At 41.8% G+C, this 13,514-nt stretch carries 5 protein-coding genes and 3 pseudogenes; 4 read left to right on the top strand and 4 right to left on the bottom strand.

Going from position 1 to position 13,514, the window contains the following annotated elements:
• Positions 1-11: 11 nt before the first annotated feature.
• On the bottom strand, positions 12-1,421 hold the full coding sequence (locus tag ACYRY3_RS06085) for an AAA-like domain-containing protein (protein ID WP_460200820.1): 1,410 nt from the start codon (positions 1,419-1,421) through the stop codon (positions 12-14).
• A 761-nt stretch (positions 1,422-2,182) separates the two neighbouring features.
• Here ACYRY3_RS06085 and ACYRY3_RS06080 point away from each other — a divergent pair.
• Positions 2,183-3,436 (top strand): annotated as a pseudogene (locus ACYRY3_RS06080) (HAMP domain-containing protein); the annotation flags it as partial.
• Here ACYRY3_RS06080 and ACYRY3_RS06075 read toward each other — a convergent pair.
• Positions 3,422-5,020, bottom strand: a pseudogene (locus tag ACYRY3_RS06075) (tetratricopeptide repeat protein); the annotation flags it as partial. The pseudogenes ACYRY3_RS06080 and ACYRY3_RS06075 sit on opposite strands and share 15 nt — an antisense overlap.
• 93 nt (positions 5,021-5,113) lie before the next feature.
• On the bottom strand, positions 5,114-6,445 hold the full coding sequence (locus ACYRY3_RS06070) for a P-loop NTPase fold protein (protein ID WP_460200819.1): 1,332 nt from the start codon (positions 6,443-6,445) through the stop codon (positions 5,114-5,116).
• A 990-nt stretch (positions 6,446-7,435) separates the two neighbouring features.
• Between ACYRY3_RS06070 and ACYRY3_RS06065 the strand changes: the two genes are divergently transcribed.
• Positions 7,436-8,275: a cell division protein FtsQ/DivIB gene (locus ACYRY3_RS06065; protein ID WP_460200818.1), complete on the top strand. Its 840-nt coding sequence runs from the start codon at positions 7,436-7,438 to the stop codon at positions 8,273-8,275.
• Between the two features lie 200 nt (positions 8,276-8,475).
• On the opposite strand, the pseudogene ACYRY3_RS06060 reads toward ACYRY3_RS06065, so the two are convergent.
• Positions 8,476-9,330, bottom strand: a pseudogene (locus ACYRY3_RS06060) (iron uptake porin); the annotation flags it as partial.
• Between the two features lie 474 nt (positions 9,331-9,804).
• Between ACYRY3_RS06060 and glyS the strand changes: the two are divergent.
• Positions 9,805-11,976 (top strand): glycine--tRNA ligase subunit beta, encoded by a 2,172-nt coding sequence (gene glyS, locus ACYRY3_RS06055; RefSeq protein WP_460200817.1) that lies wholly within the window; start codon positions 9,805-9,807, stop codon positions 11,974-11,976.
• An 84-nt stretch (positions 11,977-12,060) separates the two neighbouring features.
• On the top strand, positions 12,061-13,437 hold the full coding sequence (gene murD, locus ACYRY3_RS06050) for a UDP-N-acetylmuramoyl-L-alanine--D-glutamate ligase (RefSeq protein ID WP_460200816.1): 1,377 nt from the start codon (positions 12,061-12,063) through the stop codon (positions 13,435-13,437).
• The last annotated feature ends 77 nt before the right edge of the window (positions 13,438-13,514 follow it).

The following is a 13,514-nucleotide window of genomic DNA, read 5'->3' as shown; positions in this document are numbered from 1 at the left end:
GGAAACAATTGTTAACAAATCATAGATATTTGTTTTTGAAAGTAAGCACGGTAGAGTTCGCAACGCGGTACAATGCGATCGCCTTCATAGCGAATCAAGCCCAGGCTTTCGAGCTTGTAAGTTTCAACGGGGTCGAGAGAAATGCTTTGTGCCATTATAACTTTAGTATATGCCTCGACTAAACTGGGTTGTTCTTGGATACTCATCCAATGTCTACACAAATGATAGCGGTAGATGCCGCCATTGCTAAGAGCCTCTTCTATCAGTTCATCTAACGTGATTCCTTGACAACACAGATAATATAAAGCGATGCGAATCAGTGCTGGATGTCCTCCCACAAGGGACATCAATTTAGTAACCTCATCACCAGAAGACCAGTCGAGCTTGTGCCGTTGTCCTAATTCCTCTACCTGCTTGCGAGTAAATTCGTTGAGGCGCAATGGCAATCCAATATTGAAGGGAGAACGGTTGATATCCAAGGACACATACGCTTCTGTAGAGTAAACTGCCACTAACCTGAATTTTTGCCAATCAGTATCTCGTCGTGCTTCTTCGCACCAAGATCGCAACAAAGAAAAAAACTCACTAGAGAGTTGAGGATATTCAAAAAAGCGGTCAACCTGCTCTAATGCAAGAACTATCGGACTTTTGAGTTGCTTGAGCAAGTAGTTTTTCAAATAGAAACTACAACTCAACTTACTGCCCATTTCCTCATCCCAGTGAGCATCCAGATTGGGCTCAATACCCAATTCTTTTGCCACTTGCCAGCAAAAACAACGGAAAAACTGGTTTAAATCACTCAAGTAAAACGAATCCATTTGATCGCAGTCTAGTTTTACTGTGTAATATCCCTCCTGTTGTGCTTTAGCTAATACCCGCAGCACTAGAGAACTTTTACCCATTTGTCTCGGTGCGTGAATCCGAATTGCACAACCAGGTTGAGTTATTTCTTGATAGACTATTTTCTCAATCGGTGGACGTTCAATATAGAGTGGAGAATTGAGGGGAACCGGACCATCAGGGTATGACCAATTACACTCACAATTGTCATACTTTTCCTTAGCTTTAGAGTTAGTTATTAATGAGAATGGATCTATTTCTTTTTCGTTAAAAGTTGGCGAGCAAGATTCGATAGTTTCATCCGCATCTGATTCACCCCCAATCGTGTAATCTTCTGACTGTAACTCCAAAGCAAAAGCACTAAAGCACAGTTTGAGCGTTCTTTGGTCTACAGTTGCATTCAAAGACCATAACCGACTTAGTGTTTTGGTAGAAATCTTTATACGAGTGCTAAGTTCTTCTAAGGTGAGGCGACGACCATTGTTTCTTGCTTCCCAAGCCAAAATTGCTGCTTGCAAGCGCCGTAGTCCTGCATTAGTCAGTAATACTCCCCGCTTTCTTCTCACTCTAGATTGTTTCATAACGCCTAGTACATTACTAACTCCTTTTATCATAATCAGCGTTCGCTGTCTGTAGCTTATTTTTTGGCTATTTATTTTAGTACTTAAGAATTACTCTACTCTCAATACCAGATAGAAAAAGGAGTAGGAAAAATAGTAAAAGTCATTGAGCTTCAAGAAATAGGAAAAGTATCAAAAGTAGGATAATCGGGTAAAGATTCGTTATCAGAAAAATTATTTTCTCAAAACATTGCTGACAGTAAGAATGACGTTTTCTCAGGTACGTTTGCTTAGAGCTTAACGTCTTTGCAAGAGAAGGCATATTTATTTGCATTCGCCTGCAGTTTCTTAACTCTTTCAATACCAAATCTCTATCTCAGGGTAGCTGCCAAAAGAAGCGTTTTAGACAGTCAAATTAAGTAGTAAAAAATCACATATTGCCAAGTATTACACCAGTATTGGCATTTCAATCTCCTATAATGTATAAAGCGTATAAAGGTTTCATCAGTCAAAGCCGATAAACTTACTAGTAATATTTAATACATTCAAAAACAGTACATGAACGGTCACCTTTTTCATACCCCAGATAGATTTCAATAAGATATCTTTATCAGGGTGTTTGAAATTCGTTATAGTCTAAACGATCCCTCCTTCATAGCTAGCTAGCGAATTGCAAAGTATCTTCTTGCGTCCTGGATGCCACCTTTAAGAGGAATGCAGTTACGTACTGGAAGCAAGCAGTAGCGAACATAACTTAGTATAATTTTTCATCGCTCAGTATTATGTCCACCGAACAGTTAACGAAAGATAGCGAAAATTTAGACCTAAAACAGCTATTGAAAACATTGGCAGCCGTGAAAAAAGGTGATTTCTCTGCCCGGATGCCAATAGATCAGACAGGCATCGCCGGAAAAGTTGCTGATGCTCTTAACGAAATTATTGAACAAAACGAGCGACTGACAGCAGAACTACAGCGCATCAGTAATGTTGTAGGCAAAGAAGGTAAAATCACAGAACGTGCCTCTCTTGGTAATGTACGGGGTTCTTGGTCTGCCTGTGTGGATTCGGTGAACACACTTATTACAGATTTAGTCCAGCCAACAGCAGAGACAGCGCGTGTTATCCGGGCTGTGGCTAATGGTGACTTATCCCAAACTATTGCACCAGAAATTGAAGGTAGACCTCTAAAAGGGGAGTTCCTCCAAACTGCCCAAATGGTAAACACAATGGTGGGGCAGTTAAACTCCTTTGCGTCTGAAGTCACGCGAGTTGCGCGTGAAGTGGGCACTGAAGGAAAATTAGGCGTGCAAGCAGAAGTTCCGGGTGTAGCAGGAACTTGGAAGGATTTGACGGATAGCGTAAACTTGATGGCAGGAAATTTGACCGCGCAAGTCCGTAATATTGCGGAAGTAACGACAGCGGTGGCAAATGGTGACCTGTCCAAGAAAATCACTGTAGATGTGAAAGGCGAGATTCTGGAGTTGAAGAACACTATCAACACGATGGTGGACCAATTAAACTCCTTTGCATCTGAGGTGACGCGGGTTGCTCGTGAAGTGGGTATTGAAGGGAAACTGGGGGTTCAAGCGGAAGTTAAAGGTGTAGCAGGAACTTGGAAAGACTTAACCGAGTCGGTCAATATGATGGCAGGAAATTTGACCGCGCAAGTACGTAATATTGCGGAAGTGACAACAGCGGTGGCAAATGGTGACCTCTCCAAGAAAATCACCGTAGATGTTAAAGGTGAAATTTTGGAGTTGAAAAACACGGTCAATATCATGGTAGACCAGCTTAACTCCTTTGCATCTGAGGTAACTCGGGTAGCCCGTGAGGTGGGTGCTGAAGGGAAACTGGGGGGTCAAGCTGAAGTGAGGGGCGTTGCAGGTACGTGGAAGGATTTGACGGATAGCGTGAACTTCATGGCAGGAAGTTTAACCGCCCAAGTACGGAACATTGCCGAAGTAACAACGGCGGTGGCAAATGGCGACCTTTCTAAGAAAATCACTGTGGATGTGAAAGGCGAGATTTTTGACATCTTGCTGTCTTCCAGAAGCCCCTATTTCCTGAGCCACTTCTTCAGGAAAAGATTGTATGTCACGAGAGCTATGAACGGGGTTGATTCTGTAGCGTTGCGGCTGTAATTGACTGGCTCCTATAAAAGCACGAAAGCCATATTGATGTTCTATTTGTATTTTTTCTTGTTTCAGCTTAAAAGCGGCTAGGTAGTCACGACTTTTAAAGAAGTAAAAAGAATGCAATTCCTCTACTATCTCCAAATACAGTAAAGGATCGTACTGTAACTCACAGACAACTTTTGCCCATTCTAAATTATTGACAGCTTCTTCCCACTCACCCAAATGCTGTTGTGCGCGTCCGAGTAAAAGAAGATACCAGCTCTCCTGTTGCCGCGAAACATCTGGTTGATTCTCAGCAATGTTTAGTGCGTCATGTGCCAATTCATAAGCTTGAAGCCAGTTAACTTTAAAAGCAGCTACAGTCGCTAAATAGCCATAATCTTGAGCAACTTGTGCCTTTGTACCATATGTTTTATGTAGTTCTAGGGATTTTTGCGCTAGTGTTTCCAAGTCTTCCCAAGCTTGCAAGCGCTGTAGCATCTCACACGCTGGCAAAATAAACTTAGCTACTAAATCTTCTCTTTGTACTGTCTCTAATATCTCTAAACATTTCTGAAACCACAAAAGAGCATCTTGCCAATATTTTTTGCTAGCAGAGGGGCGTAAGTCCGCCATACGGAGATAACATAGCCCGACGTGAAATATTACTATTGCATACCTGAAAAGATGCGGGGATGAGGGAGTGGTTCTCTTTGCCCACTTGTCTACTTTGTCCTCCTGGTTGTGTTGAATGGCTTGTTGCCAAAGGGTTAAACTTTGATGATAATGGCGTAAAGCATTATCAATTTCATCTTTAGCATATTGGTCTCGCCCCAAAACAAATTCGAGACCTGCTTCCAAATCCGGCTCTAAGGTAACATCATAAACGCGAAGCAAATCATGACGGGCTGATTCAATTTCCTGACGATGTTGTGATTTGGGTGCTAGGTCAAGGGCAGCATTGGGTAAAAATTTTTCCACTCCAGCTTCTAAAACTTTGGCAAATAAAGATTCTGTTTCTTGCCGCACTAGATTTATTAAATCTTTTTTTGCCATTTCAAATTTTATCGTGGTTGCAGCCCAACTTTTAAAATCAGGTGCTAACCTCGAAAGCAACATTGCTAATTCATCTGTTAGCCACAACACCACAGGAAAGGGAAAATTGTCCGCATAAATATCCCGTGCTTGGTTAAAGCTAGTGAGTAAGTCTTCTATTGCAATCACTGACTCTAGACCAAAAACCATTAAAGCTGATGGATAAGAGTTGATTTTAATATCAGAATTCTCTGAAGCAATGATTGTGAATATAGCGCTGTGTAAAGCAGTAGTTGATGGAGAAAGAAAAACTTCTTGAACGTATTCATCTTTGTTTAGAGAGCGAAAAGCCATTACTATTTGCTCTTGAAGTTGTCGATAGTTACATCGGACTAAAATCAGTGCGAATTGACCTTGAGATAGTGCGATCGCTCGTATCAGTCTTTGCAGGGAATTTTGATTTTCAGTCATGCGTCATTAGTCATGAGTCATTAGTCATTAGTCATTAGTCATAAGTCATTTACAAATTGGACTTTGGACAAATGACCAATGACCAAGGACAAATTACCTATTTTTCTGCCAAGTTAGGACTTTTTCTGTTTCTGCCAATGCAGGGCTAATACCAAACCAGCGTCCCTTTGGATCGCGGTATTCAAAAACAAACATACTCCGAAGCAATCTCTGGTAATCTGACTCACCTTTCAGGGTTTGCTGCTGTATAACTTCGTATAACAGTTCCCATTCTTCATCATCTATGGCAAGTAACAGATCGTCGCGGTAATCTTTGATAACTGCTTCCAAACAGTCCTCAGAAAAAGGTGGATCTTGCCTTTGCAAGCAACTGTAAAGCAATCCCAGTAAGTTACGAATGTGACCGCCACTGACTCGGCATAAACGATTCAGTGTTTTTGGGTCATCAAATAACTCTGTCATTAATTCCAGCCTTGTATCTGGTGCGACTTCGGGAAAAGCCCTTGCTAACACAAGCTGTCTTAGCAGAGACATTCCTGGTTCGGAGTCACTGCCATCTCGTTGTCGCACCAGTACCATTGGTAAAACCTTCGGAGCAAGACCACCTCCAAGGCGATTTTTGAGTGTTTGGTACTCATTAGAAAAAATTAACGATAGGGGAATTGTGTAAACAACGTGGCATTTCAGTCGGCGGAGTTGTTCGCCACGGTCAATAAACAGGTACTCTGGTTGCGATCGCCCTGATGCTACCGGACGCATATCAACTCGATCTAAATTGTCGATAATCACAACGAGTCCTTTTTGACCCCGCAGCTTTAATTGTTCAATAGCCTTGTCCAATACCTCTTCGTTAATTGCTTGCAAAATACTGTTGGTGCGTGGTTCCAGATATTGTCTTAACTGATTCCGCAATTGTGGGCTATCTTTAGTTTTGGCACTGATTTTGGCAATACCCAACGACAGTTCTGCTTGCGCCGACATTTCTATGGGGGTTTGTAAAAAATCCCCTATCTCTTTAAACAAATTGGAAAAGTAACTTGGTCTTACTTTGATGCCTATCGTTTCTAAACTAGAACTCACCTGACGAGCTACACTCAGCAAGATATCACTCACATCCAGATCCGCCATGTCTAGGTCTTGACTGGATTCAAAATAAACTACGTGAAATCCAGCCAGTTCTAGCTCTGCCTTAAGCCGCTGCAACTCTGTTGACTTACCACAGCCAATGTGACCTGTAAATAACTGGCAGGTCGGTTCATCTGGAGAAATACGGATGATTGTTCGTTGTAACTCCTCTACAATTTTACAACCGCGTACAGCAGAGAAATCAATGTAGTATTGCCGATCGGATGCGTTACCCATGACTAAGGTCTTGCTGGGGTTACAGGCTTTGAAAAAGCGTGACAAATTTAGTGTTGTTTTCATGTAGATGCAGATGTGTTTATATACACAATAAATAATCACTACCCAGTTGTTCGGGCACAAACTTGTGTACAAGCTATACCTTGCACGCAACAGTCATGCTGTTTTGTTAGCAAAGCTTATAAATTTGGAGTTCTGGTCTCCAAGAGGTATTCACTGCTTGCGCGAAACTACCCGTACTATGCTAGAGATTTTATTGTCCCTGATACGTTAAGTCTATGTATCTTTTTTACAGCGACTGTTAAAGTTTTGACAATGCCTAGCTCCTAGTTCACCTTTAGGAAAGTTGTGTCACCTCAAAAGTGCAACTGCCAGAAAACACTACCAGATATTACGAATCTCTACTTTTACAACTGCTGCCGTTGCTGATTTGCTAAGACTATTGTTCGATAAAAGCCCAGAACTAGTTAAGATGTACTATTTTTATTTTTTCGATCATTTCATTACTATTTTTTTCATTTTTTGTCAAGTATCGTATTAGGGATTAAGGTATGATTAAATTATGACATTAAGTAGTAGTAAACTGCACACCACTGATGTGTCCTAAATACTACCCATTTTTATAAAAAGAGACTACATTAACTGCTTGTGACTGAAAAAATGCAGAGGGTAGAAGAAAAGATTGTAAAATTTCATACAATTTGTAGTCTTCTGTGCTATCTGCTTATACGATTTAAAGTCCCTATCCCTGGTGTCATCAGAAATGCATACAAATATTAAATTATTTGTCAATAATAAGTTTGTAGCTTTTTTTAGTCAAAAATGGTTGCCACCATGAAGTAAAAAGACTACATTCATAAACATCTCTTGCTACAAACTATTAATGACGAAAGAATTACGCTTCGCTACAATCCTGATAGAAATACTTTAAATTTTATAAAATCTGAAAAAGTCGTATGGATAGCAGGTCTACGTAGCTCATAGCGTTTACTAAAATTACACAATGGTACGAGCGCAACAACGACTTGGGCTCTTTAGTGTGGAAGGGTTGTAATGGCTGGTATAATATCAGTTTCCCGCGCAGATTTGGAAGGACGTCGTAAAAAATTACGTCAGCAGCGGCAGATAAAATTTCTTCAGGCTATTTGGCGAACCTTTGCTGTAAGTTCGCTAGCCAGTGGTTTGCTGTGGGTGGCAATCCAACCAATTTGGGTGTTAAAAACTCCTCAAGACATAGTTATCTCAGGCAATCACCTACTTCCTGACGAAGCCGTTCAGTCACTGCTCGTACTGTCCTATCCTCAGTCTCTATGGCGGATAGAACCTTACAGGCTAGCTGAAGCTTTGAAACGGGAACCGACGATTGCACAAGCTACTGTGAGCCGTCGCCTGTTTCCACCAGGATTAGTAGTCCAAATTGACGAACGAGAACCCGTAGCACTCGCGGAGCACATGGTACGTCAAAATGAATCTAGCAACAAAAAAGTATCTGTAGGGTTACTTGATGCTAATGGTGTTTGGATGCCCTTGTCTAAGTATAGGTCACTCAATCCAAATGTAGAATTACCAAGCCTCAAGGTGATTGGTTCCCCAGAACAATACCGCCCCTATTGGACTCAACTATATCAAGCTATTACCCAAAGTTCGATGACAGTAATGGAAATTGATTTCCAAGATCCAACAAATTTAATCTTAAAAACAGAATTGGGAAACGTACATTTTGGGGCACCAAACTTCCAACTTCTGGAAAAACTCAAGGTCTTGGCACAAATGCGCCATCTACCAGCACAACTTAATTCCAGTCAAATAGAGTACGTTGATTTAAAAAATCCCGAACGTCCATTAGTACAAATGAACCAAAAAAAATCCCAGTCTAACACTCCGAACCCTTAAAAAATTTGCTGTGTTTGATGTATAAAACACACTTAATTCATGGGGAAGTTTTATGCTGATGAATATAGGATTTTTGTGATTCCAGCAACCCGTGTAAGAATCAGCGTAAATTTCTCATTAAAATGGGAGGAATAGTCCTATAAGCTTCCGCTTTGGAAGTTAAGGGCACGTTGTTTTTACCCTAACATCTCATGATGGAAACCAGTAATCAGTAAGTCTTTGCCTGTAAAGCTGGTGTTGAGGTTTAACCGCACTCTATTTACCAAAATAATATTGGGATCGTCGTTGTCAGGAGCCCCTCCCGTAGCACCAACACCTGCAATAATTGCCTCACCACTGAGTTTGGTAGTTGTAGAAAACTGATTTGCTTCTAGTTCCGCCGTGCGAGCTTCTAGAGCATCTACTCGACCTCGCAGCGTTGCCAGTTCCTGAGCAAATTCTTCTTGCAGTCTCTGCAAAGTGTTTAAATCTTCTTTCCTGACTAAATCAGCTGTTGATGTAGCAATCAGTTCATTGACTCGATCCAAGCAAGCATTCAAACCAGCAGCAAATTCATAGCGGGTCAAAGCCCGATTGCCCCGATAGGTACCGTTTGGATAACCGGCAATACAACCATATCGCTCAACTAGAGATTGCAGTGCTTGAAAAGCCCAGTCAGTGGGCTGGACATCAGACAACTGCGATACAGATGTTACTTGTGCTACTGCCTCTGATGCCTGAAATTGATTTGAAGATTTTGAGTCAGTTTCTATCGAAAAATTCGGCTCGGTGGTTAGCTGAAAATCCCAGTTTTCCTGATTTTGATTGACAATAGGTAAATTCTGTTGTTGAGATCTGATGAATTCTGCCTGAGCGATATTAGGTATGATACTTTCATCAAATTCCCATGTTTTATGAGTGCTACTACTATTAAAATTTGCTAATTCTTCCAGATGATTTAGCACCAGCTTGTCATTTGCGATCCTATAATTAGGTGTGGCTTGTGCAATAGGTAATTTCGCAAATAAACACAGGAAAGTTGCTCCACCAGCGGAAGCTAGTAGATATCGTTTCATAACACATCCTCACACTATGTACAAGCAATTTAACTGTTGTTTTTCAACAGCGTTCAAGTAAACCTAAGGCAAATTTTACACTGAATATTGACCCATTTGTTCTATCTCTCTTAAAAATAAGCCGTCTTAATGAACTTATTGAACATTGTAAGAATGAGTTAAAATAAGTATTATTTTCTAGTAAATACCATTTACAGTTATACTTAACGGCAAGTACTATTTAGATTTTTTATAGCTAATATATCAAAAACGACTGTGTGACTGTGTAGCGATTTGCAATTCAATGTTTACGCTGCTGCCGATGTCATCTCAGGAGTAGCTACCTTGGTCTCAAGCGTCGGGGGTGTATGGCATCGCAGTCAAACGTTTGCTTATAAAAATATCTCTTCGTCGTAACGCAAGAATAGCAGGCAAGGTAAACTTGTGAAATTGGCTCTTCTTAATAAGCCTCGCTTTCCTGAAACACGTTGTCCTATGGCTAATTTTTTATTAGAAGTTGGAACTGAAGAACTACCTGCAAGCTTCCTGAGTGATGCCATCACTCAATGGAGATGCCGCATCCCCCAAACATTGGAAAACAACAGTCTCGCGTCGCAGGGGGTGGAAGTCTACGGAACTCCCCGCCGCATCGCTTGTCTTATTAAAGGTTTACCGTCTCAACAACCAGACAGAGAAGAGGAAATCAAAGGTCCACCCGCACAAGCTGCCTTTAAAGATGGACAACCAACCCCAGCCGCCCAAGGCTTTGCTAAAAAGCAGGGTGTAGAAATCAATGCGCTGCAAGTTCGCACGACTGATAAAGGGGATTTTGTCTTTGTGCAAAAGGTTATCCCCGGTCGTGCGATCGCCGATATTTTAACAGAACTTGTACAAGAGTGGATTTGGGGTTTAGAGGGTAAACGATTAATGCGCTGGGGCGATGGAGATCAAAAGTTTTCTCGACCCATTCGCTGGTTAGTCGCTTTGTTAGATGATGCGATTTTGCCTGTTGAGTTGGACAATGGTTCCTATAAGGTAAAAAGCGATCGCATTTCACAGGGTCATCGTGTTTTGCATCCACAGCCCTTTCCTATTCCCCAAGCTACTGACTATGTCGCCGCTGCGCGTTCAGGATACGTTATAGTCGATACCGAAGAACGGAAAAATACGATTGTTTCTCAGGTACAAGCGTCAGCACAAAAGTTAGATGGCTATGTAGAAATTTATCCAGATTTGTTAGAGGAAGTTACAAATCTTGTCGAATTTCCAACAGCCGTTGTTGGCAAGTTTGAATCTGAGTTTTTAAACTTACCAACTGAGGTGATTACTACTGTTATGGTAAGTCACCAACGTTATTTTCCCGTCTTTAAAACAACGGAAAAAAAAGAATTATTGCCCTACTTTATTACTGTCTCTAACGGAGATCCCCAGAAATCAGAAATCATTGCTGTTGGGAATGAAAGAGTGATTCGGGCTCGTTTGTATGATGGTCGTTTTTTCTACAATTCAGATTTGGAAAAGCCATTGGAAAGCTTTTTACCTCTGTTGGAAAAAGTGACTTTCCAAGAGGATTTAGGTTCTTTACGAGCAAAAGTAGACCGTATAGGCAAAATAACAGAGCTAATTGTTGAGCAACTTACATCCAATAAAATATCACCGCTAGAAAAAGCTATAATTGCAACACCAGCAATTCGCTCGGCTCTACTGTGTAAAGCCGATCTTGTAACCCAAATGGTCTATGAATTTCCTGAATTACAGGGAATTATGGGGCAAAAGTATGCGGCGGCAAGTGGAGAACCAGAAGAAGTATCAAAGGCAATTTTTGAACACTATTTGCCTAGGGGTGCAAATGATATTTTGCCCGAAACACTAACAGGTCAAATTATCGGTTTGGCAGACAGGCTGGATACTCTAGTTAGTATCTTTGGGCTGGGGATGATTCCTACAGGCTCTTCCGATCCCTTTGCTTTGCGACGAGCGGCAAATGCTATTCTTAACATTACATGGGCAGCAAATTTGCCAATTAATTTGCAACAACTGCTAGAGGAAATTGCCACAGATTTTGTCAAGGAACATAAAAAAGATAAACAGCAATTGGTGGCAACTTTGGAAGATTTCTTTTTGCAACGTATTAGGACGCTGCTACAAGAAGAAAAACAAACTGATTATGACCTGGTGAATGCTGTTTTAGGGGAAAACGATCCAGAATACGCCCAAAGGGCATTGAAGGATTTATTGGATGTCCGCGATCGCGGTTTATTCCTCCAGCAAACCCGTCAAGATGGAACGTTAGACAAGATTTACGAAACAGTCAACCGTTCCACTCGTTTGGCAACACAGGGAGATTTGGATACACAACAGTTTGACCCAACAACAGTAGTCCGTACAGAACTCTTCCAAAAGCCTTCAGAAGAAGCTTTCTACAATGGCATTGTGGCTTTAGTACCCCAAACACAAGCAGCTAAAGAGTCGCGGAATTACAGACAGTTAGTAACGGCGTTAGAGAAAATTGCCCCAACTGTTAGTAAGTTTTTTGACGGATCGGAAAGCGTATTGGTGATGGATCCCGATCCAGATATCAAGCGCAATCGCTTAAATTTACTGGGATTGCTCCGCAACCATGCGCGTGTTTTGGCGGACTTTGGTGCTATAGTCAAAAACCTGTAGCACTACTTAGAGAAAAAAGTTGTGTCAAGATTGCTAATAAACGTTACGATATGATTGCTTAACCAGGGATCTCTGCCACAGTCTATGCCACAAGCTCATGTAATTGGATTAGGAAAGTCCGGTATCGCTGCGGCGAGATTGTTGAAACGGGATGGTTGGGAGGTGGAGCTAGGCGAGCGCAATATCTCCCCTGACCTCCTAAAGCAACAACAGGAGCTTGCCGCCGAACAAATCACTGTTAAGCTGGGGTATTCCCTGGAACTCAATTCTTCAGATTTACCCCAACTAATTGTTGTCAGTCCCGGTGTGCCTTGGGATATACCCGTATTAGTTAAGGCACGAGAAATGGGGATAGAAACCATTGGAGAAATGGAACTTGCTTGGCGGCATTTGTCTTTAATTCCCTGGGTTGGTATCACCGGTACAAACGGCAAAACTACGACAACTGCCTTGATTGCTGCAATTTTTCAACAAGCAGGGTTGAATGCGCCTGCCTGCGGTAACATTGGTTACGCAGCTTGTGAAGTCGCCCTGTCTCTACCCGACTCCTCACTTGATTGGGTCATTGCGGAACTAAGCAGTTATCAAATAGAATCATCACCTTCAGTTGCACCTCGCATTGGAATTTGGACAACTTTTACGCCAGATCACCTAAGCCGTCACAAGACTTTAGAAAATTACTACAACATCAAAGCGCATTTGCTGCGTCACTCCGAATTGGAAGTGTTTAACGGTGACGATCCGTACTTGAGACAAGTAGGTGAGAAAGACTGGCTAAATGCTTATTGGACGAGTGTCAAGGGCAAAGATGGTTTACTCTCATCCAAAGGCTACTACATTAAAGATGGTTGGGTTGTAGAAACGGGATGTGAGGGTTCTTCATCAGACGAACACATTGTAGAAGCGTCTAGTTTACGAATGGTGGGAGAACACAACCTCCAAAATCTTTTGATGTCAGTAGCTGCAGCGAGGTTGGCGGGAATAGATAAGGATGCCATTTCTCAAGCTATCCGTGAGTTTCCTGGCGTTTCCCATCGTCTCGAACATATTTGCACCTGGGAAGGGATTGATTTTATCAACGACAGTAAAGCGACTAACTATGATGCTGCCGAAGTTGGTTTAGCATCGGTGAAAAGCCCCCTCGTTTTAATTGCAGGTGGAGAAGCCAAAGCTGGTGATGATACAGGGTTTCTGGCAAAAATTAAATCCAAAGCAGCCTCTGTATTATTGATTGGCAGTGCCGCACCAGCGTTTGCCAAACGCATGCAACAGGAGGGATATAGCAGCTACGAAATTGTAGAAACTATGGAGAGGGCAGTGCCCAGGTCAGCAGAATTGGCAAAACAGTATCAAGCGACGGTGGTCTTATTATCTCCTGCTTGTGCTAGTTTTGACCAGTATGCCAATTTTGAACAACGGGGTGACCATTTTAGGCAGTTGTGTTTGGACTTGGTAGAATAACCCAATACGGTTTAGTTAAAATTGATGTATAGGAATATACCTGTATGGAGACGCGCCATGGCGCGTCTCTACTATCC

Source organism: Scytonema sp. NUACC21, assembly GCF_054684315.1.
This window is presented reverse-complemented; position numbering and strand designations above follow the sequence as displayed.

Coding starts and splice junctions, on each gene's coding strand:
- ACYRY3_RS06085 (WP_460200820.1), bottom strand. CDS start 1,421: ATGAAACAATCTAGAGTGAGAAGAAAGCGGGGAGTATTACTGACTAAT.
- ACYRY3_RS06070 (WP_460200819.1), bottom strand. CDS start 6,445: ATGAAAACAACACTAAATTTGTCACGCTTTTTCAAAGCCTGTAACCCC.
- ACYRY3_RS06065 (WP_460200818.1), top strand. CDS start 7,436: ATGGCTGGTATAATATCAGTTTCCCGCGCAGATTTGGAAGGACGTCGT.
- glyS (WP_460200817.1), top strand. CDS start 9,805: ATGGCTAATTTTTTATTAGAAGTTGGAACTGAAGAACTACCTGCAAGC.
- murD (WP_460200816.1), top strand. CDS start 12,061: ATGCCACAAGCTCATGTAATTGGATTAGGAAAGTCCGGTATCGCTGCG.